The sequence below is a fragment of the Novosphingobium beihaiense genome (assembly GCF_022832375.1).
Taxonomy (GTDB): domain Bacteria; phylum Pseudomonadota; class Alphaproteobacteria; order Sphingomonadales; family Sphingomonadaceae; genus Novosphingobium; species Novosphingobium beihaiensis.
This window is the reverse complement of record NZ_JALHLG010000053.1, coordinates 1-26068: the sequence shown is the minus strand read 5'-3', so window position 1 is coordinate 26068 and position 26068 is coordinate 1. Positions and strand designations below refer to the sequence as shown.

Annotated in this window: 32 protein-coding genes; 20 read left to right on the top strand and 12 right to left on the bottom strand. The window is 65.3% G+C overall.

Features of this window, described 5'->3' with window-relative positions:
• Positions 1 to 274 precede the first annotated feature (274 nt).
• A complete protein-coding gene (locus tag MTR66_RS19285; protein WP_243923989.1) occupies positions 275 to 2338 on the top strand; it encodes an NAD(+) synthase in 2064 nt (687 codons plus the stop codon).
• Between the two features lie 158 nt (positions 2339 to 2496).
• On the top strand, positions 2497 to 2934 hold the full coding sequence (locus tag MTR66_RS19280; protein WP_243923987.1) for an FKBP-type peptidyl-prolyl cis-trans isomerase: 438 nt from the start codon (positions 2497 to 2499) through the stop codon (positions 2932 to 2934).
• 592 nt (positions 2935 to 3526) lie between these two features.
• Here the strand turns inward: MTR66_RS19280 and MTR66_RS19275 are convergent.
• From MTR66_RS19275 to MTR66_RS19230, 10 genes are all read right to left on the bottom strand, one after another.
• Positions 3527 to 4309 carry a nuclear transport factor 2 family protein gene (locus MTR66_RS19275; protein ID WP_243923985.1) on the bottom strand — a complete coding sequence of 261 codons (783 nt, stop codon included), beginning with the start codon at positions 4307 to 4309 and terminating at the stop codon, positions 3527 to 3529.
• 156 nt (positions 4310 to 4465) lie between these two features.
• Complete coding sequence (locus MTR66_RS19270; protein ID WP_243923983.1) at positions 4466 to 4705, bottom strand: hypothetical protein; 240 nt, start codon at positions 4703 to 4705, stop codon at positions 4466 to 4468.
• On the bottom strand, positions 4702 to 4848 hold the full coding sequence (locus MTR66_RS19265) for a hypothetical protein (protein WP_243923991.1): 147 nt from the start codon (positions 4846 to 4848) through the stop codon (positions 4702 to 4704). Before MTR66_RS19265 ends, MTR66_RS19270 begins: the two co-directional genes overlap by 4 nt.
• Positions 4845 to 5174: a hypothetical protein gene (locus MTR66_RS19260; protein ID WP_243923981.1), complete on the bottom strand. Its 330-nt coding sequence runs from the start codon at positions 5172 to 5174 to the stop codon at positions 4845 to 4847. Before MTR66_RS19260 ends, MTR66_RS19265 begins: the two co-directional genes overlap by 4 nt.
• 35 nt (positions 5175 to 5209) lie before the next feature.
• A complete protein-coding gene (locus MTR66_RS19255; protein ID WP_243923979.1) occupies positions 5210 to 5527 on the bottom strand; it encodes a coiled-coil domain-containing protein in 318 nt (105 codons plus the stop codon).
• A gap of 12 nt (positions 5528 to 5539) precedes the next feature.
• Positions 5540 to 5833: a hypothetical protein gene (locus MTR66_RS19250; RefSeq protein ID WP_243923976.1), complete on the bottom strand. Its 294-nt coding sequence runs from the start codon at positions 5831 to 5833 to the stop codon at positions 5540 to 5542.
• Positions 5834 to 5852: 19 nt separating this feature from the next.
• Positions 5853 to 6137: a hypothetical protein gene (locus tag MTR66_RS19245; RefSeq protein ID WP_243923974.1), complete on the bottom strand. Its 285-nt coding sequence runs from the start codon at positions 6135 to 6137 to the stop codon at positions 5853 to 5855.
• Between the two features lie 32 nt (positions 6138 to 6169).
• A complete protein-coding gene (locus tag MTR66_RS19240) occupies positions 6170 to 6583 on the bottom strand; it encodes a PspC domain-containing protein (protein WP_243923972.1) in 414 nt (137 codons plus the stop codon).
• Positions 6584 to 6686: 103 nt separating this feature from the next.
• Positions 6687 to 7556, bottom strand: coding sequence for a phage shock protein PspA (pspA, locus tag MTR66_RS19235; protein ID WP_243923970.1), 870 nt, complete (start codon positions 7554 to 7556; stop codon positions 6687 to 6689).
• On the bottom strand, positions 7553 to 7756 hold the full coding sequence (locus tag MTR66_RS19230) for a hypothetical protein (RefSeq protein ID WP_243923968.1): 204 nt from the start codon (positions 7754 to 7756) through the stop codon (positions 7553 to 7555). Before MTR66_RS19230 ends, pspA begins: the two co-directional genes overlap by 4 nt.
• A 15-nt stretch (positions 7757 to 7771) precedes the next feature.
• On the opposite strand from MTR66_RS19230, the gene MTR66_RS19225 reads away from it, so the two are divergent.
• The 12 genes from MTR66_RS19225 (at position 7772) to rbfA (ending at position 17801) form a co-directional block, all read left to right on the top strand.
• Positions 7772 to 7909 carry a hypothetical protein gene (locus MTR66_RS19225; protein WP_243923966.1) on the top strand — a complete coding sequence of 46 codons (138 nt, stop codon included), beginning with the start codon at positions 7772 to 7774 and terminating at the stop codon, positions 7907 to 7909.
• 10 nt (positions 7910 to 7919) lie between these two features.
• The gene (gene pspF, locus MTR66_RS19220; RefSeq protein WP_243923965.1) at positions 7920 to 8996 is read left to right on the top strand and encodes a phage shock protein operon transcriptional activator; all 1077 of its coding nucleotides are present in this window, start codon (positions 7920 to 7922) and stop codon (positions 8994 to 8996) included.
• Between the two features lie 125 nt (positions 8997 to 9121).
• Positions 9122 to 9637 (top strand): LuxR C-terminal-related transcriptional regulator, encoded by a 516-nt coding sequence (locus MTR66_RS19215; protein WP_243923963.1) that lies wholly within the window; start codon positions 9122 to 9124, stop codon positions 9635 to 9637.
• A 68-nt stretch (positions 9638 to 9705) separates the two neighbouring features.
• Complete coding sequence (locus MTR66_RS19210; RefSeq protein WP_243923961.1) at positions 9706 to 10035, top strand: hypothetical protein; 330 nt, start codon at positions 9706 to 9708, stop codon at positions 10033 to 10035.
• A gap of 19 nt (positions 10036 to 10054) precedes the next feature.
• Positions 10055 to 10522 carry a hypothetical protein gene (locus MTR66_RS19205; protein ID WP_243923960.1) on the top strand — a complete coding sequence of 156 codons (468 nt, stop codon included), beginning with the start codon at positions 10055 to 10057 and terminating at the stop codon, positions 10520 to 10522.
• A 41-nt stretch (positions 10523 to 10563) separates the two neighbouring features.
• Entirely contained in the window at positions 10564 to 10917 is a 354-nt protein-coding gene (locus MTR66_RS19200) for a JAB domain-containing protein (protein WP_243923959.1), read from the top strand.
• Positions 10918 to 11161: 244 nt separating this feature from the next.
• Positions 11162 to 11722 carry a ribosome maturation protein RimP gene (gene rimP, locus MTR66_RS19195; protein WP_243923957.1) on the top strand — a complete coding sequence of 187 codons (561 nt, stop codon included), beginning with the start codon at positions 11162 to 11164 and terminating at the stop codon, positions 11720 to 11722.
• A 2-nt stretch (positions 11723 to 11724) separates the two neighbouring features.
• Positions 11725 to 13344, top strand: a complete 1620-nt coding sequence (gene nusA, locus MTR66_RS19190; RefSeq protein WP_243923954.1) for a transcription termination factor NusA — start codon at positions 11725 to 11727, stop codon at positions 13342 to 13344.
• Positions 13325 to 14044, top strand: coding sequence for a DUF448 domain-containing protein (locus MTR66_RS19185; RefSeq protein ID WP_243923952.1), 720 nt, complete (start codon positions 13325 to 13327; stop codon positions 14042 to 14044). The genes nusA and MTR66_RS19185 overlap by 20 nt, the downstream gene beginning before the upstream one ends.
• A 23-nt stretch (positions 14045 to 14067) precedes the next feature.
• On the top strand, positions 14068 to 16710 hold the full coding sequence (infB, locus tag MTR66_RS19180) for a translation initiation factor IF-2 (RefSeq protein WP_243923950.1): 2643 nt from the start codon (positions 14068 to 14070) through the stop codon (positions 16708 to 16710).
• 137 nt (positions 16711 to 16847) lie between these two features.
• Complete coding sequence (locus MTR66_RS19175; RefSeq protein ID WP_243923948.1) at positions 16848 to 17384, top strand: DUF1697 domain-containing protein; 537 nt, start codon at positions 16848 to 16850, stop codon at positions 17382 to 17384.
• Between the two features lie 18 nt (positions 17385 to 17402).
• A complete protein-coding gene (gene rbfA, locus MTR66_RS19170) occupies positions 17403 to 17801 on the top strand; it encodes a 30S ribosome-binding factor RbfA (protein ID WP_243923946.1) in 399 nt (132 codons plus the stop codon).
• A gap of 45 nt (positions 17802 to 17846) precedes the next feature.
• Here the strand turns inward: rbfA and MTR66_RS19165 are convergent, their stop codons facing one another.
• Positions 17847 to 18434: a YceI family protein gene (locus MTR66_RS19165; RefSeq protein ID WP_243923945.1), complete on the bottom strand. Its 588-nt coding sequence runs from the start codon at positions 18432 to 18434 to the stop codon at positions 17847 to 17849.
• A gap of 119 nt (positions 18435 to 18553) precedes the next feature.
• Complete coding sequence (locus MTR66_RS19160) at positions 18554 to 20233, bottom strand: DUF1963 domain-containing protein (protein WP_243923944.1); 1680 nt, start codon at positions 20231 to 20233, stop codon at positions 18554 to 18556.
• Positions 20234 to 20353: 120 nt separating this feature from the next.
• Here MTR66_RS19160 and MTR66_RS19155 point away from each other — a divergent pair, with 120 nt between their 5' ends.
• From MTR66_RS19155 to pnp, 6 genes are all read left to right on the top strand, one after another.
• Positions 20354 to 20944, top strand: a complete 591-nt coding sequence (locus tag MTR66_RS19155; protein WP_243923943.1) for a thymidine kinase — start codon at positions 20354 to 20356, stop codon at positions 20942 to 20944.
• A gap of 47 nt (positions 20945 to 20991) precedes the next feature.
• Complete coding sequence (locus tag MTR66_RS19150; protein WP_243923942.1) at positions 20992 to 21678, top strand: site-2 protease family protein; 687 nt, start codon at positions 20992 to 20994, stop codon at positions 21676 to 21678.
• A gap of 111 nt (positions 21679 to 21789) precedes the next feature.
• Complete coding sequence (locus MTR66_RS19145) at positions 21790 to 22200, top strand: DUF6491 family protein (RefSeq protein ID WP_243923941.1); 411 nt, start codon at positions 21790 to 21792, stop codon at positions 22198 to 22200.
• Between the two features lie 51 nt (positions 22201 to 22251).
• Positions 22252 to 23298, top strand: coding sequence for a tRNA pseudouridine(55) synthase TruB (gene truB, locus MTR66_RS19140; RefSeq protein WP_243923940.1), 1047 nt, complete (start codon positions 22252 to 22254; stop codon positions 23296 to 23298).
• Between the two features lie 5 nt (positions 23299 to 23303).
• On the top strand, positions 23304 to 23573 hold the full coding sequence (rpsO, locus tag MTR66_RS19135) for a 30S ribosomal protein S15 (protein WP_243923938.1): 270 nt from the start codon (positions 23304 to 23306) through the stop codon (positions 23571 to 23573).
• A gap of 328 nt (positions 23574 to 23901) precedes the next feature.
• On the top strand, positions 23902 to 26068 hold a 2167-nt coding region (pnp, locus tag MTR66_RS19130), incomplete at its 3' end, for a polyribonucleotide nucleotidyltransferase (protein WP_243923936.1).

Sequence of the window (26068 nt, the reverse complement as noted above, 5' to 3'; positions counted from 1 at the left end):
GTCCCCGTCAAGGAACTCATACTCTTCGCGAATATCGTCAAGGCTGCGCATGGTATTGGCATTTAGGAAGGCCGCGCGGGAGGACAAGATGTCTTGCTGGAGTTGCCAGTATTTTTCGCATTATTGCAGAACTTCCGTTCGTGTCGAGCGAAGTCGAGACACGCTGGCACTGCGCTAACGTGTCTCGACTTCGCTCGACACGAACGGGAGGGTGGAATGGAGGGAGTGATGGGGGAGATTGCCCTCGCTCCCCAATCCTGTCAGGGATTTGCCCATGACCGAAGCGAAAGCGCATCCCTTTTACGCCATGCACGAACACGGCTTCGTGCGGGTCGCCACCTCCACCCCGCACGTGCGCACCGCCGATGTCGCGTTCAACCGCGATGCGGTGCTGGCCGAGGCGCGCCGGGCGCATGCGGCGCATGTCGATCTGCTGGTGTTCCCCGAACTGTGCCTGTCCTCCTACGCGATCGACGATCTGCACCTGCAGGGCGCGATGATCGCGGCGGTCGAGGCGGCGATCGGCGATATCGTCAAGGCCAGCGCGGACTTCTCGCCGGTCCTGCTGATCGGCGCGGCGCTCATGCACAAGGGGCGGCTTTACAACTGCGCGCTCGCCATCGCGCATGGCAAGCTGCTGGGCGCGGTGCCCAAGTCCTACCTGCCCAATTACCGCGAGTTCTACGAAAAGCGCTGGTTCGCCAGCGGCAAGGCGGTGCGCGGGCAGACGATCCGGGTGAACGGGCAGGAGGTGCCTTTCGGCGTCGATCTGGTCTTTGCCTCCGAAGTGCTGCCGCATTTCCGCTTCTTCGCCGAAATCTGCGAGGACTTCTGGGCCGCCACCCCGCCGTCCTCGCTCGGCGCGCTCGCCGGGGCGACGGTGCTGTGCAACCTTTCGGCCTCCAACATTGTCATCGGCAAGTCGGACGAGCGGCACATGCTCTGCCGCTCGCAATCGGCGCGCACGGCCTCGGCCTATGTCTATTGCGCCGCCGGGCATGGCGAGAGCACCACCGACCTCGCATGGGACGGGCAGGGGGTGATCTACGAGCTGGGCGATCTGCTGGCCGAAAGCGAACGCTTCTCGCTCCACCCGGAACTGTGCGTCGCCGATGTCGATTGCGAACGCATCATGATGGACCGGCTGCGCATCCCCACCTTCAACGATGCCGCCGAAGCGGCGGGCCGCCCGGAAGAGAGCTTCCGCACGGTGCCGTTCCGCCACGCCCCGCATGGCGGCGACATCGGCCTCGTGCGCCCGGCCGGCCGCTTCCCCTTCGTGCCCGACCGCGCCGAGAAGCTCGACGCCGATTGCTACGAGGCGTTCAATATCCAGGTCGATGGCCTGATGCGGCGGCTGGAATCGACCGGCGCCAAATCGATGGTGATCGGCATTTCGGGCGGGCTCGATTCCACCCATGCGCTGATCGTCGCGGCCAGGGCCTGCGACCGGCTGGGCCTGCCGCGCAGCTTCATTCGCGGCTACACAATGCCCGGTTTCGCCACCAGCGACGATACCAAGGGCAACGCGTGGAAACTGATGCGCGCGGTAGGCATCACGGCGGAGGAAATCGACATCCGCCCCGCCGCCACGCGCATGCTGGAAGACATCGGCCATGCTTTCGCAAACGGCGAGCCGGTCTACGACGTAACGTTCGAGAATGTGCAGGCGGGCCTGCGCACCGATTACCTGTTCCGCCTCGCCAGCCAGCACAACGGCTTTGTGGTCGGCACCGGCGACTTGTCCGAACTGGCGCTCGGCTGGTGCACGTATGGCGTGGGCGACCAGATGAGCCACTACGCGGTGAACGCGGGCGTGCCCAAGACGCTGATCCAGTACCTCATCCGCTGGTGCGCGCGCGGCGACCAGTTCGACGCGGCGACAGGCGATGTGCTCATGGCGATTCTCGACACCGAAATCTCGCCCGAACTGGTGCCCGCAGGCGCCGACGGCGCGATCCAGAGCACCGAGGCGAAGATCGGCCCTTACGAACTCAACGATTTCTTCCTGCACCACGTGATGCGCTTCGGGCAGAAGCCGTCCAAAGTGGCGTTCCTCGCCTGGCACGCCTGGCGCGAGGCGGCGGCGGGCACCTGGCCCGATGGTTTTCCGCAGGACCGCAGGAACCAGTACGACCTCGCCACCATCCGCGACTGGCTGGAGAAATTCCTGCGCCGCTTCTTCGCCTTCAGCCAGTTCAAGCGCTCGGCGATCCCCAATGGCCCCAAGGTCTCCTCCGGCGGCGCGCTCAGCCCGCGCGGCGACTGGCGCGCGCCGTCTGATGCCAGCGCGGCGGTGTGGCTGGCGGAACTCGATGCACGGGTGCCGAAGGGGTGAGGGCGCACGCGTCAGGCCGGGGCATGTGGGCAACCGCCTCTCCCGATTTGACGGACCGGCGATAAATTGCGACTCTTGGCGAACCGCCGGTGCCGCCGACAGGCACCGATCGAGCGGCGCGTGCGCGTGCCGGAACGAATTTACCCAAAGGAATGTTTATGCAGACCGCAAAGACCGGCGATACCGTCGTTATCGATTTCGTGGTGCGCACAAACGATGGCCGCGTCGTTGGCAATACGGAACAGAGCGGGCCGCAGACCGTGAAAATCGGCGACGCCGAGGTCTTCCCGCAGATCGAGGCCGCGCTGGACGGCATGGTCGTGGGCGCGGTGCAAATGGTGACAGTCGCCTCTGACGACGCGTTCGGCCCGCGCCGCGAAGAGATGGTGATCGAGATCCCGCGCTCCAGCTTGCCGCAGGAAACCGCGCCGCAGCCCGGCATGCAGCTGACCGCCAGCCAGCCCGATGGTTCGACCCTGAACCTGGTGATTACCGAAGTGGGCGAGGAAGCGGTGACTGCCGATGGCAATCATCCGCTGGCAGGCGAAGACCTGCAGTTCGGCCTGACTCTCGTGGAGATCAAGGACGCGGCGTAACCCGCGTTGCTGGCGGGCTAAGCCCATAAGGTGTCCGTCGCCCCCGCCCTTCGGCCGCGCTTCGGCCAGCCGAAGGGCGGGGGCGACAGAACATGGGGATGGGAATTCGTCTGCATGCAGGCACGCCGCATCCTCCGCTGGCGAGTGCGGACGTAACGCCCTGGGGCAGAACGCGAAGGCGGGAGGAGACACTCCGGGCCGGCGCTGGGGCGCCCTGTGCAAGGGGCGCGGGAGGGAAGCTGGCGCTTGCGAATGGCCGGATAGCAGCAACGACAGCCCGGCTCGGCCCTGTGGGAACGGTTCGAAACCAGCGGCGCGGGCTCGCATGAGGCGCCGGTCCGGACGTGTCCGGGATGGCCGTCCTGACAGGAGGGCGGCATTGCCGGAGACGCATATGAACCGCTCCGGTGCAGGCGCTGTGTGCGTGGCCACGGCGATACGCCGCACCCGTGCCCGCAACGCCGGCCCGAAACACCAGCCGGGCGTGTACTTTGCCCTGCTGGATGGCTGGGGCTTATAACCTATATGGTTATATTTGTCAAGATAGGTGCGTTCGCGGCCCGGGGCGGGGGCGTTCCGCGCTGTCCTGCGGTCAGTTCGAAAGCCGCTTGCCGGAAGCCGCCAGTTTGCCCTCGTCCATGATTTCAAGCAGGCCATTGGCGATGCGAAACTGCAGCCACCGCCCTTCGGTCCCGAACAGCCCTTTACCCAGAGGGACCAGTTCCATGGCGCGCTCGCCCGTTCCCAGCGTCAACTTTCCATCCTTGAGTGTGACGGGGAGGATGTTTCCGTCATCGAGCTGATATTGCCCCTGCGCGGCCCGCAGTTGCGCCATGGGCTGCTGGACAGGGATCAGATTTGGCAGATCGGGCCTGTGATCATAGCTGATGGCCCGCGCGATCTGCCAGCCCGCGCCGGTTTTCCGCCAGAGCACGGTATATCGTGCAATGCTGTCATGGCGCTCGATTTTATCGGGGCCGGTGGTCAGGAAGCGATGCTCGCCCCGGGTAAGGGCGTAGCCGCCCGCGAGCAGAAATACCTGCCCGGTCCGGGCAACCGGCTCGCGGCGCATGTGGGTGCTGGCCGCCGGATTGCACGGTCCGTCGCGCATCGAAGCGATGACTTTTGCGCGGGTCGCGTTTTTCCCCGACTTGTCGTGATAGAATTCCACGTCCTGCGTGAGAAAATGGCCCATCGTGTCGAGATCGCAGGCGTTGAATGTCTTCCAATAGGCTTTTTCGGCAGCGAGAACCTGGTCTTTTGCAGTGCTTTGGTCTTTCGGGTCGGGATGGGCCTGTGGTTCGGCCCGGGCGATGGGGGACACAAGAATTCCGGAGAAAGCCGCCAGAGCCATCGTCGAGGATCGTATTTTCATGCAGGCCTCCGCTTTGCCGAATTATGTTTTTGACGCACGCAAACAGGTGGCGCCCAGGGCGCTGCCTTGGTCTTGCAGGTGTTGGTTGAAGGCCGGGGCCGGGATCGCCGTTTCAGGGGGCGTCCGTTAGTCCGCAATACTTGCGGGGCAGGGGGCCTAGTCCCGCAGCGATTCGATTTCGCGGGCGAGGTCCTTGCCCCGCCGTTCGTCCGTGGCGATGCGTTCGAGCACGGCGATGCGTTTGCGCATCTGTTCGACTTCGCGTTCCAGTTCGTGCTCGCGCGCGGTGTGATCGTATTGGCCGTTGCTCTTGCCCAGGGCGCGGTACTTCTGCGTGCGCAGCCATGTCCAGCAGGCGATCGCGAAAAGAACGACGACGGCGGTCCAGAAACTCATTGCTTTGTAACCTCAACCGGTTGGGTGCTGCGCAGGGCCTCGATCTGCGTCGCAAGATCGTTGCCATGTTCTGTAGCGATACGTTCCAGAACGCGCACGCGGTTTTCTAGGCTGGCGTTCCGCGCCGCCTGTTCGGGGTTCATTGACGGGTTCCCTTCGCGCTTTCCCGGGCATTGCGCAGGCTTTCGATCTGGCGCGAGACGTCATAGCCCTGATCGGTGACGATGCGCTCCACGCTGGCGAGCCGGTCCTTGATCGATCCGATCTCGGCGCGAAGCTGCGCGTTTTCCTGCGTCAGCAACTGCACCCGGGCCTGCGCTTCGGGATCGGTCCTGGGGTAGACCGCCTTGCCCCACTGGTTCTCCAGCGGATAGCCGTGGCGCATGCGCAGCCAGTTGTTGAAGATCCAGCCGCCGATGCCGGCTGCTGTCGCGAACATGATGAAATAGGGCATCACATCGGAAGGCATCGGCAGACTCCTTGGAATTCCCGCCGGGAGCGGGCTTAGTGGGCGGCGTTTTCCAGTGCGGTGCGCGGCTTGTCGCGCAGCGCCTCGATCTGCCGGGAGGTGTCGAACCCGCTGTCGGTGACGATCGCTTCCAGCGTGGCGGTGCGCTCTTCCAGTGCTTTCAGGCGCCTGGCGAGTTCGGCATTCTCCTGGCGCAGGCTGTCCGCCTCGGCCTTGGCCGCCGGTTCGGTCTTGCCGAAGAATTCGTCTTCCAGGGCATAGCCGTGCCGGGCCCGGATCCAGTTGTTGACCAGCCATCCCACAGTGGAAACGGCGATGATCAGAACGACGAAGTTTGGGCCTGCCCAGTCCATGTCCGGTATTCCTCAGTTGACGGTCTTGCCGGGCTCGCTTTCGGCGCGGCTATCTTCCACGGCGCGCTGGTCGCGCAGGGCTTCGATCTGGAGGGCGGTATCGTATCCGCCATCGGTGATGATCCGCTCCAGCACCCGCACGCGCTCTTCCAGTTCGGCGTTCTTGTTGGCGTAGAGCGCGCTCTTTTCCGCGGTCGCTTCCAACTCCATCTTGAGCATGTCGCGGCGGTGCTTGGTCCAGATCGCGACGATCGGGATGCAGACGCCGATGATGGGGATGAGCAAGGCTAGGATGCCGGTGTCCATGGGATATATCCTGCGGAAGTCAGTTGACGGTTGGCTCGTGAGGGGCGGCGTGTCTGGTCTCGGCCTCGCGCTGATCACGCAAGGCTTCGATCTGGAGAGCGGTGTCATAGCCGCCTTCGGTGATGATCCGTTCCAGCACCCGCACGCGTTCTTCCAGCTGGGCGTTGTTTGCCGCATATAGCGCGGCCTTCTCCGCGCTGGCCTCGAAATTGAGTTCGGCCAGCTTGCGCTGATGCTTGGTCCAGACGGTGAAGGCGGCGAAGGCGATGCCGGAGAGCGGAATGAGAAGCGCTAGATCGCTCATGGTTGTGTCCCTGTTTTCCCGTTGGTTGCGGCTTAGCGCAGGCTGTCGATCTCGGCGGCGAGGCGCGAGTTGCTGGAGCTGGCGTAGTGCGCTTCCATATCGGCGATCCGGCGGTCGAGGTCGGACATGTCCTGACGCAGGCGGCTGGAACGTGAAGTGCCGGGCATCGTCAGGCCCTGGGCGAAACCGCGGCGCTGGCGGCGGCGTTCCATGCGGCGCAGCAGGCGCTCTTCCTCTTCCTCGCTGTACAGGCCTGCAGGGCGGCTGTCCGCCAGCACGGCCATGGCGATGTAGATCAGGATGACGAAGGGAAAGCCAAACAGCGTGAGCAGCACCGCGCCCAGGCGAACCCAGAAGGCATCGATGCCGGTGTAATCGGCGATGCCCGCGCAGACGCCGGCCAGCTTGGCGTTCGACTTGTCGAGATAGAATGGTCCGCGTGACACTGGTTGTCCCTTTCGTAAGATAGTCTGCAGGACCGGTGCGGTCCCCCTGTTCCCGGCCATGCCCATTTCGCGCGCGCGTCCGGGAAGCGCGCTGCGCTGTCTGTCAGTCCTGGCGGTTTGCCGGTTCGGGCGCGGTTTCGCCGCCGGGGCTCATCGTGCGCTTCATCTCGGCCAGTTCCGCCTCGATCGAGTCGCCATCGGCGAGCGCGGCGATTTCGTCGGCGAGCGTCGGCTGACGGTTGTCGCCGATGCTCATCGCTTCGGCGCGGCCTTCGGCATAATCGACGCGGCGTTCCAGCTGGTCGAAGCGTGCCAGCGCTTCATCGACACGCTCGTTCGAGAGCAGCGTGCGCAGTTTGACCCTGTTTTCCGCGCTCTGCAAGCGGGCGGCAATGGCGCTCTGGCGGCTGCGGGCCTCGCGCAGGCGGCTCTGCAGCTTTTCGATGTCCTGTTCGTAAGCGCGCAGCGAATCGTCGAGCACGGCGATTTCGGAATGAAGCTGTCCGGCCATGTCGGCGGCCTTCTTCTTTTCGAGCAGCGCGGCGCGGGCGAGATCCTCGCGGTCCTTGCTGAGCGCGAGCTGCGCCTTGTCGGACCAGTCGGCCTGCAGTTTGTCGAGCTTGGCGACGTGGCGGCGCAGTTCCTTCTGGTCGGCAATGGTGCGCGCCGAACTGGTGCGCACTTCGACCAGGGTTTCCTCCATTTCGAGGATGATCAGACGGATCATCTTCGCGGGGTCTTCCGCCTTGTCGAGCAGATCGTTGAAATTGGCGGCGATGATGTCGCGGGTGCGCGAGAAGATACCCATCCTGATATTTCCTTTGTTGTAGGCCGGGCGAAAGCGGGGTGTGGTGGTGCGATCGAAGTCGTTGGCGGCAAAATCGTTGGCGGGGCGGTAAGCGCGGGTCTGTTCGTGCGCTGTGCCGTGTCCGCAATTCTGCAGCACTTCGATTTCCGCGTCGAGCCTGCTCATGCCAGCGGCACTCCGCAGACCGGCGCCGCGGCATGGGCCGTGGTGGCGAAGTTGTCGGCCATGACCAGAAGGTTGAACGCGCCCATCGCCAGCAGGCTGGCAATGATCGCCCAGTCCAGCTTGGTGCGGGCCAGAGTAGAGCGCACGGCCGGCCGGGCGGGCTGCTGTGCGGGCTGGGTCTTGGCAGTGCGGGCAAACATGGCGTGGTTCCCTCGATGATCCTGAACTTCGTGTTGCCTCCTGTTCAGCAAGGGGTGTGCCAAATTGCGGACGTGGCGGTTTCCGGCGGTTTTTGCGCGATGGCGCGCAAGGGGTGGCAATATGAATTGCCAATGAATAGCGAAATACGCTAACTATTGGCACATGGAGCGCGACGTTCAGTTCATCGGCCAGTCCACGGCCTTCCTCGATGCGGTGGAGCGCGCCAGCCGCGCCGCGCCGGTGCGCCGCCCGGTGCTGGTGATCGGCGAGCGCGGCACCGGCAAGGAACTGATCGCCCAGCGCCTCCACCGCCTCTCCCCGCGCTGGGGCGAGCCGCTGGTGACGCTCAATTGTGCGGCGCTGCCTGAAACCCTGATCGAGGCCGAACTGTTCGGGCACGAGGCAGGCGCCTTCACCGGCGCGACGCGCGCGCGGGCCGGGCGCTTCGAGGAGGCGGACCGGGGCACGCTGTTCCTCGACGAACTGGGCAATCTTTCGATGGCCGCGCAGGAGCGGTTGCTGCGCGCGATCGAATATGGCGAAGTGGTGCGCATCGGCGCCTCGCGCCCGGTGACGGTGGACGTGCGCATCGTTGCGGCTACCAATGCCGACCTGCCGCGCATGGCGGAAGAGGGCACGTTCCGCGCCGACTTGCTCGACCGGCTGAGTTTCGAGGTTATCACGCTGCCGCCGCTGCGCGCGCGCGAAGGCGATGTGTCCGAATTGGCGGATTATTACGGCCGCCGCATGGCCAGCGAGCTGGAGTGGGAGAGCTGGCCCGGCTTTTCCGAAGAGGCGCTGGCGGCGCTGGACGCGCACGGCTGGCCGGGCAATGTGCGCGAACTGCGCAATGTGGTGGAGCGGGCGGTCTACCGCTGGGGGCACGATGAGGCGCCAATCGGGCGGATCGTGTTCGATCCCTTCGAAAATCCCTGGGGCGATGGGGCTGGCGCGCAGGAAGCGGCGCCGGTTCCGCCGCCTGCGCAGGCAGAGCCCGTACCGGCCTTGGCAGAAGCGGAGCCAGCACCTCCTTCCCAGACGCCTTCTCCACCGCCCGCGATTCCGGGCGATCTGCGCGCGGCGGTCGAGGCTTACGAGCGCGGACTGATGCTCGACGCGCTGAAACGCCACCGCTGGAATCAGCGCCGCGCGGCAGCCTTTGCGGGGCTGACTTACGACCAGTTCCGGCATTGTATGAAAAGACACGGCCTTCACGAGAATGATAAACGCGCCTTGTAAACAGGCGCGGAACGGCGGCGGAACCGGAGGCTGCGCCGCGTGCCATTTCCTGGGGGCGCGAGACCGATTGGTTTCACGGCAAGGATGCTGTATCCTGGCAAGCATATATAAAGAGTGATTTTACCGTGCCTGAAGACATCCCGACGCTGGATCAGCTGGAAAGTCTGACGCCCAAGCAGGTCGAAGTGCTCGATCTGCTGATCATGCACCGCACCACCAAGGAAATCGCGCGCGAACTTTCGATTGCGCCGAATACGGTGGATCAGCGGATCAATGCCGTACGTGACAAGTGGGGAACCGCCAACCGCAAGGACACGGCGCGCCGTTATTCGCAGCTTTTGGAGCAGTGTGGCAAAACCACATGTGGTTTTTCCCGTGTCGACCCTCAGGAGCAAGGGGCGGAAGACAGCGAGCGGGACTTGCCGGTCGATCCGGTCTTCGTTCTTTCGGATGCTTCGGCGCTGCGCCGGCATCAGGACTGGTACGAGGACATGGAATCCGCCCCGGCGGGCCTGGAGGCTCTCGATGCACGGTTCGGACGGGCAGGCCGCATTGGCGCGGTGCTTGTTCTGGCGCTGGTCATGGCCCTGACGCTGGTATCGTCTCTGGCGATAGCAGAAGCGCTGGGGCGGTTGATCTAGGCTATCCGGACCGGGGCAGGGGCCTTCGACCTGGAGATGGCGCTTCGGTGCCAGTGGAGGCGTAGATCATGACCCCTGAAATTGCCGGTATGCGGATCGCACGCAGCATCAAGTCGGTCGAAGACGATATGGACGAACTGCTGGCCAAGGCTGGCGAGTTGCTGACCGAAATGGCACGGGCCCGTGTCGCGGCTCTGGATGGCGCCGTTCACGGCCAGCGCCCGCTCGCCCGCGTCGCCGCGGTGCAGAAGAATCTGGTGGAAGCGCGCTCCGAACTTGTGCGGGCGCACAACGATCTTTCCAGACTGGCCGAATCCATGGACATTGCCTACCAGTGCCCTGAAAAGTCGGCACTGGACGATGATATCTGCGGGGATCTGCAGGTGCGCGCCGGTTGATGGAACGGAGTGGGCAGACTTGGACCTGACGCAAAGGATCGCGTATTTCCTGATTTTGATCCTGTCGGTTGGGCTGGCCCTTTGGAAAGGGGGAGCGCCTGAAAGGGCGGGCGCTCTCGTCTTCATTCTGATGGCCGTGATCCAGGCGCTGGTGATGGCATTCATTCCCAGCCACTTCGTCAGGGTCGATCCTGATGCTCTGGTGGCGGATCTCACCGGTTTTCTGGGATTCGGCTATCTCGCCCTGGAGGCGCGGAGGTTTTGGCCCCTATGGGCAACATCGCTGCAAGTCCTATGCTTGAGCGCGCACTTCGCGCGATGGGCGGACATCGGCATCTATCCGATGGTCTATGCGGTGATGCGCGGCGCACCGACGTTTGGCGTGGCGATCGCGATCCTGATCGGGACGCTGCTGCACATGTACCGGCTGCGGCGCCGTGGCTCCGATCCTTCCTGGCAGAGCTGGTCGCGGCACGCGGCCGGGTAAGGCCGCTTTCCGCGCCTCTGCTGGAAATTCTCGTGCGGCACATGGGCGGCCTGCGCCGCGAGATCATGCTGGAAGTGCTGTTCGATTCGCATGGCGCCCTGTGCGGCCACCGGGTGCAGGCCGGCAGCGGAGCGGGGGCGGTTTCGGCGCGGTATCGCGGCTTGTTCGAGCATGCCTTCCGGATGCAGGCGAGCGGGCTGGTGCTGGTGCACAATCATCCGTCCGGCGATCCGCGCCCCAGCTCTCAGGACATTGCTGAGACGCGGCGTCTTGCCGCCATGGCGCATGTCCTGGACCTGGATTTCCACGATCATGTGGTCGTTGGCGGCCCGGCAGCCGTCAGCATGCGCAGGGCGGGGCTGATGGGTCCCGCGAAGCAGCCGCTCCGAACCTGAAGTTTTGTCCGTGCCACGGGGGAGTGGCGGCCTGCGTGCACCGGGATGCGTCCCGCTGCACGCAGGTTTATTTGTGTCCGGCACGCAGCGGACTTGCCTTTTCCCGGCAATGCGCCTATCTGCGCCTCATCCCGACATTGGTGAAACAAGGTTCGGGCTGGCGCCGGAAGGGGCCGGCGCGAAACCGCGTTGCACGGATGCGGCTCTGTTTGAATGTATTGCGACTTGTCTGGAGAACCCGCGCTTGGCCGATATCGCCCGCATCACGCAAATCATCGAACCGGAGGTGAAGGCCCTCGGTTTCGATCTCGTGCGCGTGCGAATCTTCGGCAAGAGCGAAGTGGGCGACGACGAGATCGCGCTGCAGGTCATGGCCGAAAACCCGAAGACCGGCCAGCTCGTGCTCGACGATTGCGTGACGCTCTCGCACCGCATTTCCGACCGCATGGATGCGCTGGAGGAAGCGGGCGAAGTGCTGATCGACGAAGCCTATCGCCTCGAAGTCAGCTCGCCGGGGATCGACCGTCCGCTGACCCGCGTGAAGGACTACGCCAACTGGGCCGGGCACGAAGCGCGAATCAACCTCACCGAGCCGGTGGAGGGTAACCGCAAGGCGCTGCACGGCGATCTGCTGGGGATCGAGGGTGAAACCGTCACGCTCGATGACCGCAAGTCCGGCCGCGTCAGCTTCCCGCTGGCCCACGTTCATTCCGCAAGGCTGGTCCTGACCGACAAGCTGATTGCCGCAACCCGCCCGCTGGATACCAGCGGCGCCGACGAGATTCTTGAGGAACAGGAAGACTGACCATGAGCAGTGCGATTTCCGCCAACCGCGCAGAGCTGCTTGCGATCGCCAACTCGGTCGCTTCGGAGAAGATGATCGACAAGTCGATCGTCATCGAGGCGATGGAAGAAGCCATCCAGAAGTCGGCCCGCAACCGTTACGGCGCCGAGAACGACATCCGCGCGAAACTCGATCCGCGCACCGGCGACCTGCGCCTGTGGCGCGTCGTCGAAGTGGTCGAGGAAGTCGAGGACTACTTCAAGCAGGTTGACGTCAAGCAGGCTGAAAAGCTCCAGAAGGACGCCAAGATCGGCGACTTCATCGTCGATCCGCTGCCCCCGGTCGATCTCGGCCGCATCGATGCGCAGTCGGCCAAGCAGGTGATCTTCCAGAAGGTCCGCGATGCCGAGCGTGACCGCCAGTTCGAGGAATTCAAGGACCGCGTCGGCGAAGTGATCACCGGCGTGATCAAGTCGGTCGAATTCGGCCACGTGATCGTCAACCTCGGCCGCGCCGAAGGCGTGATCCGCCGCGATCAGCAGATCCCGCGCGAAGCCGCCCGCGTCGGCGAGCGCGTGCGCGCCATCGTGCTGAAGGTGGAACGCCAGAACCGCGGCCCGCAGATCTTCCTCTCGCGCGCGCACCCCGAGTTCATGAAGAAGCTCTTCGCGCAGGAAGTGCCCGAAATCTACGACGGCATCATCGAGATCAAGGCCGCTGCCCGCGATCCGGGCTCGCGCGCCAAGATCGGCGTGATCAGCCACGATCACTCGATCGACCCGGTCGGCGCCTGCGTCGGCATGAAGGGCAGCCGCGTCCAGGCCGTCGTGCAGGAACTGCAGGGCGAGAAGATCGACATCATTCCCTGGAGCGAGGACACCGCGACGTTCGTGGTCAATGCGCTGCAGCCTGCCACGGTCAGCCGCGTCGTCATCGACGAGGAGGAAAGCCGTATCGAAGTCGTCGTGCCGGATGATCAGCTTTCGCTGGCGATCGGCCGCCGCGGCCAGAACGTGCGTCTCGCCAGCCAGCTCACCGGCTCGCAGATCGACATCATGACCGAGCAGGAATCGAGCGAGAAGCGCCAGAAGGAATTCCAGGAACGCTCCAAGATGTTCGAGGACGAACTCGACGTCGACGAGACGCTCTCGCAGCTGCTGGTGGCCGAAGGCTTCACCGAGCTGGAAGAAGTCGCCTACATCGATCTGGCCGAACTGGCCGCGATCGAAGGCTTCGACGAGGAACTGGCCGAAGAGCTGCAGAGCCGTGCCGGTGAGGCGCTGGAACGCCGCGAAGAGGCTTTCCGCGAGGCCCGCCGCGCGCTGGGCGTCGAGGATGCGCTGGCCGAAATCCCGCACCTCTCCGAAGCCATGCTGGTCACGCTGGGCAAGGGCGGCATCAAGACGCTCGACGATCTCGCCGATCTGGCGACCGACGAGCTGATCGCCAAGAAACGCACCGAGCAGCGCCGCCGTGACGGCTCCGTGAACCGCCGTGCCCGCGAAGAGGACAAGGGCGGTGTGCTGGGCGAATACGGCCTGACCGAAGAGCAGGGCAACGAGATCATCATGGCCGCGCGCGCCCACTGGTTCGAAGACGAGCCAGAGACTGAGGAGGCCGCCGATGCGGAATCCTCGCAATGAGCGCGTAAGCTCCGGCATCGATAACGCCAAGGCGGAGAGGACCTGCATCCTCTCCGGCGGGAAGGCTGCGCGGGAGGACTTCGTGCGTCTGGCGATTTCGCCGGACGGGCTGGTCCTTCCCGATGTCCACGCGCGTGCCCCCGGGCGCGGCGCGTGGATTGGCGTTTCGCGCGCGGACCTTGAAAAAGCGCTCGCGAAGGGCAAACTAAAGGGAGCGCTGGCGCGTGCCTTCAAGGGCGCGCCGCTTTCTATTCCTGACGACCTGGCGGACCGGATCGAACAGGCGCTGATTCGCGCGCTGACCGAGCGGCTGGGCCTCGAACTCAAATCCGGCAAGCTGCTGATGGGGTCGGACCGGATCGCCCAGAACGCGCGCGAAGGGCGAGTCGAATGGCTGGGCCATGCCGCCGATGCGAGCGAAGACGGCGCCCGCAAGCTGGATCAGGCCTGGAGAGTGGGGCGCGAAGTGGAAGGCAGCGGTCTGAAAGGCACGCGCTTGCCACTGGACCGTGAGGCGCTGTCTGTGGCATTGGGCCGCGACAACGTCGTTCACCTGGCGCTGAACGATCGCGGAGCGGCAGATCGAGTCGCTTCGCTGCTGCGGCGCCTCCTGTATTTCCAGGGGCAGGCCGCAGCGGACGCGGCCGTCATGGATGATGATAACGGGCAGGCTCATGCCGCGCCCGTGACGACGAATTGAGATTGAAGGGCACGACGAGAGATATGAGCGAGACCGACAACAAACCGACCCTGGGCCGCAAGCCGCTTGGGCTTAAGCGCTCGGTGGAGGCGGGTGAGGTCAAGCAGACCTTCAGCCATGGCCGCACCAACAAGGTGGTGGTCGAGGTGAAGCGCAAGAAGCTGATCGGCAAGCCCGGCGCGGACAGCGCAGCCGAAACCAAGGCTGAGGCTCCGGCGCCCAAGCCTGCTCCCGCGCCCGAAGCGAAAAAGCCCGCACCGCGCCCGGCTCCGCCGAAGCGCCCCGCCGCGCCTGCCGGTGAAACGCCGCAGGAACGCGTCGCCCGCCTGCAGCGCGAGGCCGAGGAAGACCGCCTGCGCATGGCCGAGGAAGCCCGCCGCCGCGAGGAGGAAGAGCGGCTGAAGGAGCAGGAAGAGGAAAAGCGCCGCGCGGAAGAGAACCGCAAGGCGGAGGAAAAGGCGGAAGAAGAAGCCGCCGCTGCCGCCAAGGCCGAGGAAGAAGCCGCCAAGACTGCGGCCGAGGCTCCGGCACCCGAGGAAGCGCCTGCCGCGCCGGAACCCGAAGCACCCGCCGCGAAGAAGCCTGCGGAACCCGCGACGCCTGCCGCTCCGGCTCCCGCGCCGCGCCGGTTCACGCCGGTGCAGCGCCCCGAGCCGGCTGCCCGCAAGCCGGAAGCTGCAGCCGGTGGCGCCAAGAAGCCCGACGCTGCCAAGAAGGGCGCGCCCGCGGCCCGCAGCGCGGACCGTGGCGGCAAGGGCGACCGCCGCCAGGCCGGCAAGCTTACGGTCAGCCGTGCGCTGAACGAGGACGAGGGCGCACGCGCGCGTTCGCTCGCCGCGCTCAAGCGTGCCCGCGAGAAGGAGCGCCGCGCGCACTTCGGCGGCCGTCAGCAGCAGCGTGAAAAGCAGGTGCGCGATGTGATCGTGCCCGAAGCGATCACGGTGCAGGAACTGGCCAACCGCATGGCCGAGAAGGGCGCCGACCTGGTGAAGGCGCTGTTCAACATGGGCATGATGGTGACCGTCAACCAGACGATCGACCAGGACACCGCCGAACTGCTCGTCACCGAATTCGGCCACAATATCGAGCGCGTGTCGGAAAGCGACATCGACATCGATACCTCGGGCGACGTCGATACCGAGGAATCGCTGAAGGCGCGTCCGCCGGTGGTGGCGATCATGGGCCACGTCGACCACGGCAAGACCAGCCTGCTCGACGCGCTGCGCGGCACCGACGTGGTGCGCGGCGAGGCGGGTGGTATCACCCAGCACATCGGCGCCTATCAGATCAAGACCAAGAGCGGCGACCGGGTCACCGTGCTCGACACGCCGGGCCACGCGGCTTTCACCCAGATGCGCATGCGCGGTGCCAATGTCACCGACATCGTCATTCTGGTGGTGGCCGCCGATGACGGCATCATGCCGCAGACGATCGAGGCCATCAATCACACCAAGGCCGCGGGCGTGCCGATGATCGTGGCGATCAACAAGTGCGACAAGGAAGACGCGAACCCGCAGAAGGTGCGCGAACGCCTGCTGGAGCACGAGATCATCGTCGAGGAAATGTCGGGCGACGTGCAGGACGTGGAAGTCTCGGCCAAGACCGGCAAGGGGCTGGACGATCTGATCGACAAGATCCTGCTTCAGGCCGAACTGCTGGAGCTGAAGGCCAATCCGGACCGCAATGCCGAAGCCACCGTGATCGAAGCCAAGCTCGACAAGGGCAAGGGCCCGGTCGCGACGGTTCTCGTCAATCGCGGCACGCTGCGCCGCGGCGACATCTTCGTGGTCGGCACCGAGAGCGGCCGTGTCCGCGCGATGAACGACGACAAGGGCCGCCAGGTCAAGGAAGCCGGGCCTTCGGCTCCGGTCGAAGTGCTCGGCCTGAGCGGCGTGCCGATGGCGGGTGACGTGCTGAGCGTGGTCGATAGCGAACAGCGCGCCCGCGAAGTCTCGTCCTGGCGCCAGGAACAGGCGACCGCCAAGCGTACCGCGATGGCGCCTGCCAGCCTCGACACGATGTTCTCGGCGCTGGCCGCCAAGCAGAACGTCATCGAGTATCCGGTGGTGATCAAGGCGGACGTGCAGGGCTCGCTCGAAGCGATCAACGCGGCGCTCCACAATCTCTCGAACGACGAGATCAAGGTGCGCATCCTGCATTCCGGCGTGGGCGCCATCACCGAGACCGACGTGACGCTGGCTTCGGCCTCCGGCGCGCCGATCATCGGCTTCAACGTCCGCCCGAACGCCAAGGCGCGCGAGCAGATCGAGAAGACCAAGACCTCGATGATGTACTACGACGTCATCTACGAGCTGACCGAGGAAGTCGCCAAGCAGATGGCGGGTATCTGGGGGCCCGAGCGCGTGGAAACCGTGGTCGGCCGCGCCGAGGTCAAGCAGGTCTTCCCGGCCGGCAAGAAGGACAAGGCTGCCGGTCTGCTGGTTCTCGAAGGCTTCATCCGCAAGGGCCTCAGCGCGCGTCTCACCCGCAACGACGTTATCGTTTCGGCAACGACGATCGCTTCGCTGCGCCGCTTCAAGGACGACGTGGACGAAGTGCGCGCCGGTCTGGAATGCGGTGTGGTCCTGGCCGACACCAACGATATCCGGGCAGGCGATCACCTCGAAGTCTTCGAGGTCACTCATCGCGAGCGCACCGTCGGGTAAGCTTGCCGGGCACGGCTTGCAGGCCTGATGTTCGGACCAACTGGATCGGGGGGGGGGGGTGACAGTGTTCGCCCCCCCTTCATCTATCCGGGCCATTGGCCGCGTGGCTTTGATGCCCAAACGCCGGAGTTTTCTAGATGACCCGCTACCTTGCCCTGTTCGGTTCGATCAACGTCGGCGGCAACCGGCTGACGATGGCGGACTTGCGCTATGCTTTCGAGCGCGAGGAGTTCACGAATGTGGAGACGGTCGTCGCCAGCGGCAATGTCCTGTTCGATTTCGACGAGCGGCCGACCGATGGGCTGGAAGAGCTTTTCGCACATATGATGGCGGAACGCTTCGATATCGACAGCTTCGTGGCGGTGCGCACGAAAGAGGAAGTGCGCGCGGCGGTCGAGGATAATCCGTTCACCGGCAGCGGCGAGGACAAGTTCGTCCACACCCATTTCCTGGCGGGCCAGCCCACGCCGGAACAGTTCGAGAAGCTGATGAGCGATCACGCCGGGCGCGGCGCGGAGAGGATCGCGCCGGGCCAGCGCTGCCTCTACATCGATTACGTCGACGGCGTGGGCCGGAGCAAGCTGACGTCCGCTTTCATCCAACGCCGCCTGGGCTGCCCCGGCACCGCGCGCAATGTGGGATCGCTTGCGCGCATCCTTGCGAAGATGGGCTGATTTCCCGTAGAAAGAGTCATGGCACGCCAGCAATTCACCCCCGAACAGCACTCCGTCCGCCTTTTGAAGGTGGGCGAACAGGTGCGTCACGTCCTGTCCGAAATCCTTGCCCGCCAGCAAGTGCACGATGATACCCTGACCGCGCATTCGGTTTCCGTCACCGAAGTGCGCATGACGCCCGACCTCAGGCAGGCGACGGTCTATGTGAAACCGCTGCTGGGCGTGGATGAGGAAGACGTGCTGAAAGCGCTGCGCACCAATACCGCCTTTTTCCAGCGCGAGGTGGCCCAGCGCCTGAAGCTCAAGTTCGCGGCGAAGATCCGTTTCCGCGCGGACGAGACTTTCGACGAGGCCAGCCGTATCGATGCGCTGCTGGACGACCCGCGCGTGAAGCGGGATCTCGATCAGGGGGAATAGGGCTTCGCCCCGTAGCGGCCGCCAGGGGCGGTTTCACCCCTGCAGTCAGAGCGGAACCATCCGCGTCTTGATCGTGATGTTGACCTTGCGGCCGACGACCATCGACAGCCCGGTCATACCATAGGCGCGGCGGTCTATCCGCATCGTGCCGGTCAGCTGGATCGGCTGCGAGCCACGGTTTTCCGCCAGAGGCTGGTTGAACGTGACATGGAGCGTTTCCGGGCGGGTGACGCCGCGCACGGTCAACTGGCCGGAGACTTCGGCCGTCCGCACGGCCGTCATGCGCAGTGTCTCGCCGGAGAAGTGCACGGTCGGATAGTGCTCGACATCGAAGAAGTCCTCCCCCTTGAGCCGCTTCAGCGTCCGGGTATCGCCCGCCTCCAGCTTGCGCGCATCCAGCGTTACATCGAGCGTGATGGCGCTCTTGGGAGCGGAAGCGGCGGCGTCGGGCAGCGAGAGCTTGCCCACGATCGCGGGAAACGAGGCGGTCTTGCTGGACAGCCCCAGGAACGCGACGCGGGCATCCACATTGCTGGCTGCCGGGTCGATCCGGTAGTGCAGCCGGGCAGGCGGCGCGGCGGCGAGCAGGGCGGCGGACAGGATTGCAAAGGCAGCGGCCGTCCTGCGGCGCATGGGAGTTCCTTTGAACGGGTTTGCTGCGCGAAGGCTGCGTCGCGAACCGCCATCTGTCAATGCGCGCGGCAAGGCACGCGGGCGAAGAACGGTGAGGCGGTCTTTCACTGCGGTGGTCCTCATGCGGATTCGAACGTGAGCTGCACGGCATCCCACCGGCCCGCGGCGGCATCTTCCGGCGCGATCCAGAACTGGAACAGGCCGATGCCGTTCCAGCGCCATTCCATCATGTCGTCATAGGCAAGCTGCAGCAGCAGGATGTCGCCGCGATGCTCGTCGCGGGCCTGCGCGCCGCCGCCCTGCTTGCTTCCGCCCAGGCCGAACATCTGGTGCTGGTCCGCCACCGGCAGCCGGTATTCGCGATTGATCCGGGCAAGCTGTTCCGCAGGCATCGCGTCGAGCGCTTCGGACGTGTCGGTGATCATGGTCCGCAGCGACAGTGTGGCCAGTTCGCCCGTGGAGTGCGGGGCATGATGCTGGGTTACATCGGCGTAGCTGGTATGCAGTTCGGCCAGGAAATCGGCGATGATGGCGTATTCCTCGGCGTCGAGCTGTTCCCAGGTTTCCCGGCCGGTCACGAACTGGTCGATGGCGGCGATCATGTCCGGCAGGCCGTCGCGCTGGGTTTCGACGGCGGAAAGGGCGGCGCGCTTGCGGGAGACTTTCCCGCGAGCGGCTTCGGTGCGCGGATCGCCGGGGCCGGCTTCGGCTTCGAGCGCTGCCAGCGCCGCTTCGGCCTGCTCCACGGCGTCGCGCCGGAGCATGACGAGCCGGTCTGCCCCGTCGAGCGCGGCGTGAAGCTGATCGGCCAGGTGATTGGCTCCGTGCCACCACAGCGCGGGCGCGGCGGGGGCGCCGTCCTCGGCGCTGAAGGCGCTGTTGCGCGGGGCCGCGTGCAGCACCAGCTGAGCGGCCATGGCCTCTGCGATCGCCGTGTCGAGCGCGGGATCGGCATGGCTGCGCAAGTCCTGCGGCAAGTCCAGCACAGCGGGCTGGACCGGCCAGAACGGGAAGAAGGGGCGGCTCAGGCGGTTGGGCCGGGCGGGAAAGGGATATCCGCCTTCGTCGAACGCGCAGGGCAGATCGTCGGGCACTTCGGCAAAGCCATGCTCGTGCTCTCCGGCCGGGATGTGAAGGACCATGCCGGTGCCGAGAAAGAAGGCGAGCGAGCCGGTGCGGGGCAGGGGGCTTTCCGGGCAGGCGGCGGCCAGTTCCGCGAGATCGATCTGCGCCGCGAAGGGGAGCGGCGTGCCCCCGGCATCGCGCGGCCATGCGACCGGGCCCAGCCGGGGCAATCCGCCCAGCCAGCTGGTATCGTCGAACCAGTCGCGCTCAGGATCGCGCGCCTTGCGCACGAAGACGACGGGGCGTGGCGGCGCGTCATCTGCCTGCTCCCCGTCCGCCGATGCCGCGGCAAGCTGGCTGGTCTCGCTGGCGGTGCGGCGGCGCAGGCTGGCCACGCGGTCTTCGGCGGAGAGCGGTTCGGGCGTCCAGACCGGCCCCGGCTTCCCCTGCGCCTTCTTGCCCGGCCGTTGCTTGTCACGCCCGCGTTTGCCCGGCTGCGGCCTTTTTGCCGTGCCGTCCCGGATGGTCATGGCGGCCAGCAGGGAGAGGACGATGCCCAGCGCCAGCAATCCCGTAACGGCGGCGCTGCGCCCCCGGATCGCGATCAGCCGGGCGGCGGCGGCATCGGGCAGGGACCACACGCCGCCGCTGGCCCCATGCGGCGCCGAGGCCACATAGGCCGCTGCAATCGCGGCCAGCCCGAAGACCGCAAACATGGCAATGACTCTTTTCATCCCCGACTCCCACGCCCGTCCTGCGCCGTCCTTACAACGCTATGGTTAATTTCATTCATACGGGGAGAAGCGCGGGCAATCCCGTGCAAGGCGGATCGGGCGGTGTTATCCCCAGCCGCGATGGCCAAGCTCTATTTTTACTATGCCAGCATGAACGCGGGCAAATCCACCACGCTGCTGCAGGCGAACTTCAATTACCACGAGCGCGGCATGCGCACGATGCTGTGGACCGCCGAAGTCGACAACCGCAGCGAGGCGCGCGGAGAGACGCATGCGATCGAAAGCCGCATCGGCCTTCATGCCGGGGCGCACCGGTTTTCGCCCGACACCGATCTGCTGGGCAAAGTGCAGGCGGCCCATGCGGTGGAGCCGCTGTCCTGCGTGCTGGTGGACGAGGCGCAGTTCCTCACGCCTGCGCAAGTGTGGCAATGCGCGGATCTGGCCGACCGGGTGGGCATTCCCGTCCTGTGCTATGGCCTGCGCACCGATTTCAGGGGCGAACTGTTCGCCGGGGCGGCCTTGCTGCTGGGCATTGCCGACAGTCTGATCGAGCTGAAGGCGGTGTGCCACTGCGGGCGCAAGGCTTCGATGAACTTGCGCGTCGATGCCGAAGGCCAGGCGGTGAACGAAGGCGCGCAGACCGAGATCGGCGGCAACGACCGCTATGTGGCACTGTGCCGCCGCCATTTCAGCGAGGCGCTGGGGCGCTGAACGCGGGCATCATTGCAGCGGGAGGGCGCGCAGCCTAGATAACGGGCATGAACGACACCGTGCTGCAGATCGCAGCGATCATCATTCCCCTGATCATCGCCATCGTATTCCATGAAATCGCGCACGGGCTGGTGGCGCGAATGCTCGGCGATCCGACCGCGCACGAGCAGCGGCGGCTCAGCCTCAATCCGCTGCGCCATGTCGATCCGTTCGGCACGCTGATCCTGCCGGCTATCCTGTGGCTGACCACGCATACGGCGTTCGGCTGGGCCAAGCCGGTGCCGGTCAACAAGCGGCGGCTGCGCGATCCGCGGCGGGGGATGATGGCGGTTGCGGCGGCGGGGCCGGGGATGAATCTGGTGCTGGCGGCGGTCGGCGCGGTGCTGCTGGGGCTGCTGGTGCGCTATGCGGGCGACAGTGACGCCGCATCGCTCGCCTTCGTGGCGCAGAACTTCAACAATTTCATCGCGATCAACGTTTTTCTGGCGTTCTTCAACCTGCTGCCGATCCCGCCTTTCGACGGTTCGCACATCGTCGAGGGGCTGCTGCCGCGCGCGGCAGCGCGTTCTTACGAGCGGCTGCGGCCCTACGGCATTCTGGCGGTGCTGCTGATCCTGCTGGTGATCCCGAGGCTGTTTCCGGGCTGGGGCCTGATCGAGCGGGTGGTGTTCCCGCCGGTGGAGTGGCTGGGCGGATACTACTACGATCTGGTGCGCTTCGTCGCGGGCGGCTGAACGGAGCCGTTCACGCGGCCCTCAGGATTGTATCACTTTGTCCCGCCGCCTTGCGCGATGGGCTGGCAGCGACCATCTTGGGACTGCGGGGGAAACGGAAAGGAACCGACGATGAAGCCCCTTTCTCTTCTCCTTCCAGCCGCGCTGATGGCCATGGCGCCGCTTCCGGCACTGGCCCGGACGGACCCGCCGCAGGCATCCGGAACGCAGGCCGCGAAAACCGGGACGGCCAAGAAACAGGCCGAAGCCTCGATCCCGTTCGCCAATCATGGCGGGGTGTGGAACTGGCGCTCGGAAGGCAACCGCACGCTCTATTTCGAGGATAACCGCCGCAACTGGTACAAGGCCGAACTCATGGGCTTTTCGACCGATCTGCCTTTCGTGAACTTCATCGGCCTCGATACGCGCCCCAACGGCACGCTCGACCGCTGGAGCGCGGTCTATATCCACGGGCAGCGCTATCCGCTCACGTCCTTCGTGAAAGTCGACGGCCCGCCGGTGAAGAAGAAAAAGGCGAAGTAGCCGTGCGGGGCCGCCGTTGACCAATGCCGCCGCCGCGCACATGGGGGCGCGATGACGGATACCCCCTCTATGCCCCTCCCGGCTCCCAGCGGCTGGATCATTCTCGACAAGCCCGTGGGGCTCGGCTCGACACAGGCGGTGGCCGCCGTGAAGCGCAACTTGCGCGAGGCGGGCTATGGCAAGAAGGTGAAAGTCGGCCACGGCGGCACGCTCGATCCGCTGGCCTCGGGCATCCTGCCGGTGGCCGTGGGCGAGGCGACCAAGCTGACCGGGCGCATGCTCGATGCGAGCAAGGTCTATGAATTCACGGTGCGCTTCGGTGAGGAGACCGACACGCTCGATCTGGAAGGCGCGGTGATTTCCACCAGCGATGTGCGGCCAACGGCGGAGCAGGTTGCAGCGGTGCTGCCCCGCTTTACCGGCCCGATCGAGCAGGTGCCGCCTGCCTATTCGGCGCTGAAGGTCGATGGGCAAAGGGCCTACGATCTGGCGCGGGCGGGAGAAGATGTGAAGCTGAAGCCGCGCAGCGTGGAGATTTTCGAACTCACGATCCTCCCCGATACGGGGAGGGGGACCGCCGCCGAAGGTGGTGGTGGAGGGGACTCTCGCCCGGACCCGGCGTTGCGGGAGGACGCTGATCCCCTCCACCACCCTGCGGGTGGTCCCCCTCCCCGTGCCGGGGAGGACATGACTTTCCGCGCCCATGTCTCCAAGGGCACCTATATCCGCTCGCTGGCGCGCGATATTGCGCAGGCGCTGGGTTCGTGCGGCACCGTTACTATGCTGCGCCGCGTTCAGGCCGGGCCGTTCGGCCTGTCCCATGCGATTTCGCTGGACAAACTGAACGAAACGGGTAAGGGCGCGCCTCTTGAGCAGATACTCTTGCCGCTGGAGGCGGGGCTGGACGACATCCCGGCCATCGGCCTCAGTCCGGAGCAGGCAAGGGCGGTCCGGCAGGGCCGCGTTCTTACCGGGCTGCCCCAGGAAGACGGGCTGCATTGGGCGCGTGAAGGCAAAGTGCCGGTCGCGCTGATGGAGCTTTCGGGCGGAGACGCCCGGGTCGTCAGGGGGTTCAACCTTTCCGATGTCGCGGAGTAGAATGAATGTCGGTTACCGCAGAAAAGAAGCAGGAAATCATTGCAGACAACGCCCGCGCCGCTGGCGACACGGGTTCGCCGGAAGTGCAGGTTGCTATCCTCACCAGCCGGATTGTCACGCTGACGGAACACTTCAAGACGCACCACAAGGACAATCACTCGCGCCGCGGCCTGCTGGCCATGGTCAACAAGCGCCGCTCGCTGCTCGACTACCTCAAGAAGAAGGATGTCGCGCGGTACAACGCTCTGATCCAGAAGCTGGGTCTGCGTAAGTGACATAATGCTTCGGCCCGCCTCTGGCGGGCCGTTTCGCATTATGTCACCCTGAACCTGGTTCAGGGTCCATCGTGCCGCTCAACCGGCCGCTGGAATCGGGAAATGGGCCCTGAAACAAGTTCAGGGTGACGCGTTTCTTTGGAAACCGGCGATTTTGCGGTACGAACGGCAAACCGCCCGGACAGAGTCCGGGCCAACCTTTTCGGGTATCCCCGCAATCCGGCGGGGGGCCTAGGGGCCAAACTAAGGCCCCGCACCGGACCGGGACGGTATCCCCGGCAGTAAACCCCGCTGAGCAATAGGGCCGGCGGGTCTGAGGAAATTCTCTATGTTCGACGTCAAAACCGTATCCATGGAGTGGGGCGGAAAGACCCTCACTCTGGAAACCGGCCGCGTTGCCCGTCAGGCTGACGGCGCGGTCCTCGCCACGTATGGCGAAACTGTTGTGCTGTGCGCCGTTACGGCCGCCAAGTCGGTGAAGGAAGGCCAGGACTTCTTCCCGCTGACCGTGCACTACCAGGAAAAGTTCTCGTCCGCCGGGCGCATCCCCGGTGGCTTCTTCAAGCGTGAACGCGGCGCGACCGAAAAGGAAACGCTGACCAGCCGCCTGATCGACCGTCCGGTGCGTCCGCTGTTCCCGGAAGGCTTCTACAACGAGATCAACTGCATCGCGCAGGTCATGTCCTATGACGGCGAGACCGAGCCCGATATCGTTGCGATGATCGCCGCTTCGGCCGCGCTCACCATCTCGGGCGTGCCGTTCATGGGCCCGATCGGCGCCTGCCGCGTCGGCTTCACCGATGGCGAATACACGCTGAACCCGAAGCAGAGCGCTGCTCTGGAAGAGGGCCGTCTCGACCTCGTCGTCGCCGCCACCGGCAATGCCGTGATGATGGTGGAATCGGAAGCCAAGGAGCTGACCGAAGACGAGATGCTCGGCGCCGTGATGTTCGCGCATGACGAGTGCAAGAAGGTCGTCGATCTGATCATCGATCTGGCCGAGAAGGCCGCCAAGGAGCCTTGGGAAATCGACCTGTCGGACAACACCGCCGACATCAAGAAGAAGCTCAAGGACGTGGTCGGCAAGGATGTTGCCGCCGCCTACAAGCTGACCGACAAGTCGGCCCGTGCCAGCGCGCTCAACGACGCGCGTGCCAAGGCCAAGGAAGCCTTCGCCGACGCCGAGCCGCAGACCCAGATGGTCGCGATCAAGACCATGAAGAAGGTCGAGGCGGAAATCGTGCGCGGCGCCATCCTCAAGGACGGTTCGCGCATCGACGGGCGCAAGCTCGATCAGGTCCGCCCGATCGATTCGATGGTCGGCTTCCTGCCCCGCACGCACGGTTCGGCGCTGTTCACCCGCGGTGAAACGCAGGCGATCTGCACCACCACGCTGGGCACCAAGGACGCCGAGCAGATGATCGACGGTCTTGACGGCCTGTCGTACTCGCCGTTCATGCTGCACTACAACTTCCCGCCCTACTCGGTCGGTGAAGTGGGCCGCTTCGGCGCCCCGGGCCGCCGCGAGATCGGCCACGGCAAGCTGGCATGGCGCGCGCTGCACCCGGTGCTGCCCTCCAAGGAGGACTTCCCCTACACCATCCGCATCCTGTCCGACATCACCGAGTCCAACGGCTCGTCCTCGATGGCGACGATCTGCGGCGGCTGCCTCTCGATGATGGACGCGGGCGTTCCGCTTGAGCGTCCGGTTTCGGGCATCGCCATGGGCCTGATCCTGGAAGGCGACGAGTTCGCCGTCCTTTCGGACATCCTGGGCGACGAGGATCACCTCGGCGACATGGACTTCAAGGTGGCCGGCACCGAGAACGGCATCACCACGATGCAGATGGACATCAAGATCGCCGGCATCACCAAGGAAATCATGGGCAAGGCGCTGGAGCAGGCGAAGGCCGGCCGCGCGCACATCCTGGGTGAAATGCAGAAGGCCCTGGGTTCGGCCCGCACCGAACTTTCGGCCCACGCGCCGCGCATCGAGACGATCCAGATCGACAAGTCGAAGATCCGCGACATCATCGGCACCGGCGGCAAGGTCATCCGCGAGATCGTCGCCGAGACCGGCGCCAAGGTCGACATCGACGACGAAGGCGTGATCAAGATCTCCTCTTCCGACATCAGCCAGATCGAGGCTGCCAAAGCCTGGATCCAGGGCATTGTCGAAGAGCCGGAAGTCGGCAAGATCTACAACGGCAAGGTCGTCAACATCGTCGACTTCGGTGCCTTCGTGAACTTCATGGGTGGCAAGGACGGCCTCGTCCACGTCTCCGAAATGAAGAACGAGCGCGTCGAGAAGCCGACCGATGTCGTCTCCGAAGGCCAGGAAGTGAAGGTCAAGGTCCTCGAAATCGACAACCGCGGCAAGGTTCGCCTGTCGATGCGCGTGGTCGATCAGGAAACCGGCGAAGAGCTGGAAGACACCCGTCCGCCCCGCGAACCGCGTGAACCGCGCGGCGATCGCGGCGGTGACCGCCGTGGCC

What these genes read in the sequence shown, in the direction of transcription:
- MTR66_RS19285 (WP_243923989.1), top strand. Translation starts at nt 275, where the DNA reads ATGACCGAAGCGAAAGCGCATCCCTTTTACGCCATGCACGAACACGGC.
- MTR66_RS19230 (WP_243923968.1), bottom strand. Translation starts at nt 7,756, where the DNA reads ATGTTTGCCCGCACTGCCAAGACCCAGCCCGCACAGCAGCCCGCCCGG.
- pspF (WP_243923965.1), top strand. Translation starts at nt 7,920, where the DNA reads ATGGAGCGCGACGTTCAGTTCATCGGCCAGTCCACGGCCTTCCTCGAT.
- MTR66_RS19255 (WP_243923979.1), bottom strand. Translation starts at nt 5,527, where the DNA reads ATGGACTGGGCAGGCCCAAACTTCGTCGTTCTGATCATCGCCGTTTCC.
- MTR66_RS19185 (WP_243923952.1), top strand. Translation starts at nt 13,325, where the DNA reads ATGCGGAATCCTCGCAATGAGCGCGTAAGCTCCGGCATCGATAACGCC.
- rbfA (WP_243923946.1), top strand. Translation starts at nt 17,403, where the DNA reads ATGGCACGCCAGCAATTCACCCCCGAACAGCACTCCGTCCGCCTTTTG.
- MTR66_RS19245 (WP_243923974.1), bottom strand. Translation starts at nt 6,137, where the DNA reads ATGAGCGATCTAGCGCTTCTCATTCCGCTCTCCGGCATCGCCTTCGCC.
- infB (WP_243923950.1), top strand. Translation starts at nt 14,068, where the DNA reads ATGAGCGAGACCGACAACAAACCGACCCTGGGCCGCAAGCCGCTTGGG.
- MTR66_RS19265 (WP_243923991.1), bottom strand. Translation starts at nt 4,848, where the DNA reads ATGAACCCCGAACAGGCGGCGCGGAACGCCAGCCTAGAAAACCGCGTG.
- MTR66_RS19160 (WP_243923944.1), bottom strand. Translation starts at nt 20,233, where the DNA reads ATGAAAAGAGTCATTGCCATGTTTGCGGTCTTCGGGCTGGCCGCGATT.
- MTR66_RS19200 (WP_243923959.1), top strand. Translation starts at nt 10,564, where the DNA reads ATGGGCGGCCTGCGCCGCGAGATCATGCTGGAAGTGCTGTTCGATTCG.
- MTR66_RS19270 (WP_243923983.1), bottom strand. Translation starts at nt 4,705, where the DNA reads ATGAGTTTCTGGACCGCCGTCGTCGTTCTTTTCGCGATCGCCTGCTGG.
- nusA (WP_243923954.1), top strand. Translation starts at nt 11,725, where the DNA reads ATGAGCAGTGCGATTTCCGCCAACCGCGCAGAGCTGCTTGCGATCGCC.
- pspA (WP_243923970.1), bottom strand. Translation starts at nt 7,556, where the DNA reads ATGAGCAGGCTCGACGCGGAAATCGAAGTGCTGCAGAATTGCGGACAC.
- MTR66_RS19150 (WP_243923942.1), top strand. Translation starts at nt 20,992, where the DNA reads ATGAACGACACCGTGCTGCAGATCGCAGCGATCATCATTCCCCTGATC.
- MTR66_RS19210 (WP_243923961.1), top strand. Translation starts at nt 9,706, where the DNA reads ATGACCCCTGAAATTGCCGGTATGCGGATCGCACGCAGCATCAAGTCG.
- MTR66_RS19145 (WP_243923941.1), top strand. Translation starts at nt 21,790, where the DNA reads ATGAAGCCCCTTTCTCTTCTCCTTCCAGCCGCGCTGATGGCCATGGCG.
- MTR66_RS19175 (WP_243923948.1), top strand. Translation starts at nt 16,848, where the DNA reads ATGACCCGCTACCTTGCCCTGTTCGGTTCGATCAACGTCGGCGGCAAC.
- MTR66_RS19250 (WP_243923976.1), bottom strand. Translation starts at nt 5,833, where the DNA reads ATGGACACCGGCATCCTAGCCTTGCTCATCCCCATCATCGGCGTCTGC.
- MTR66_RS19280 (WP_243923987.1), top strand. Translation starts at nt 2,497, where the DNA reads ATGCAGACCGCAAAGACCGGCGATACCGTCGTTATCGATTTCGTGGTG.
- MTR66_RS19165 (WP_243923945.1), bottom strand. Translation starts at nt 18,434, where the DNA reads ATGCGCCGCAGGACGGCCGCTGCCTTTGCAATCCTGTCCGCCGCCCTG.
- MTR66_RS19225 (WP_243923966.1), top strand. Translation starts at nt 7,772, where the DNA reads ATGATCCTGAACTTCGTGTTGCCTCCTGTTCAGCAAGGGGTGTGCCAA.
- MTR66_RS19260 (WP_243923981.1), bottom strand. Translation starts at nt 5,174, where the DNA reads ATGCCTTCCGATGTGATGCCCTATTTCATCATGTTCGCGACAGCAGCC.
- rpsO (WP_243923938.1), top strand. Translation starts at nt 23,304, where the DNA reads ATGTCGGTTACCGCAGAAAAGAAGCAGGAAATCATTGCAGACAACGCC.
- truB (WP_243923940.1), top strand. Translation starts at nt 22,252, where the DNA reads ATGACGGATACCCCCTCTATGCCCCTCCCGGCTCCCAGCGGCTGGATC.
- MTR66_RS19155 (WP_243923943.1), top strand. Translation starts at nt 20,354, where the DNA reads ATGGCCAAGCTCTATTTTTACTATGCCAGCATGAACGCGGGCAAATCC.
- MTR66_RS19275 (WP_243923985.1), bottom strand. Translation starts at nt 4,309, where the DNA reads ATGAAAATACGATCCTCGACGATGGCTCTGGCGGCTTTCTCCGGAATT.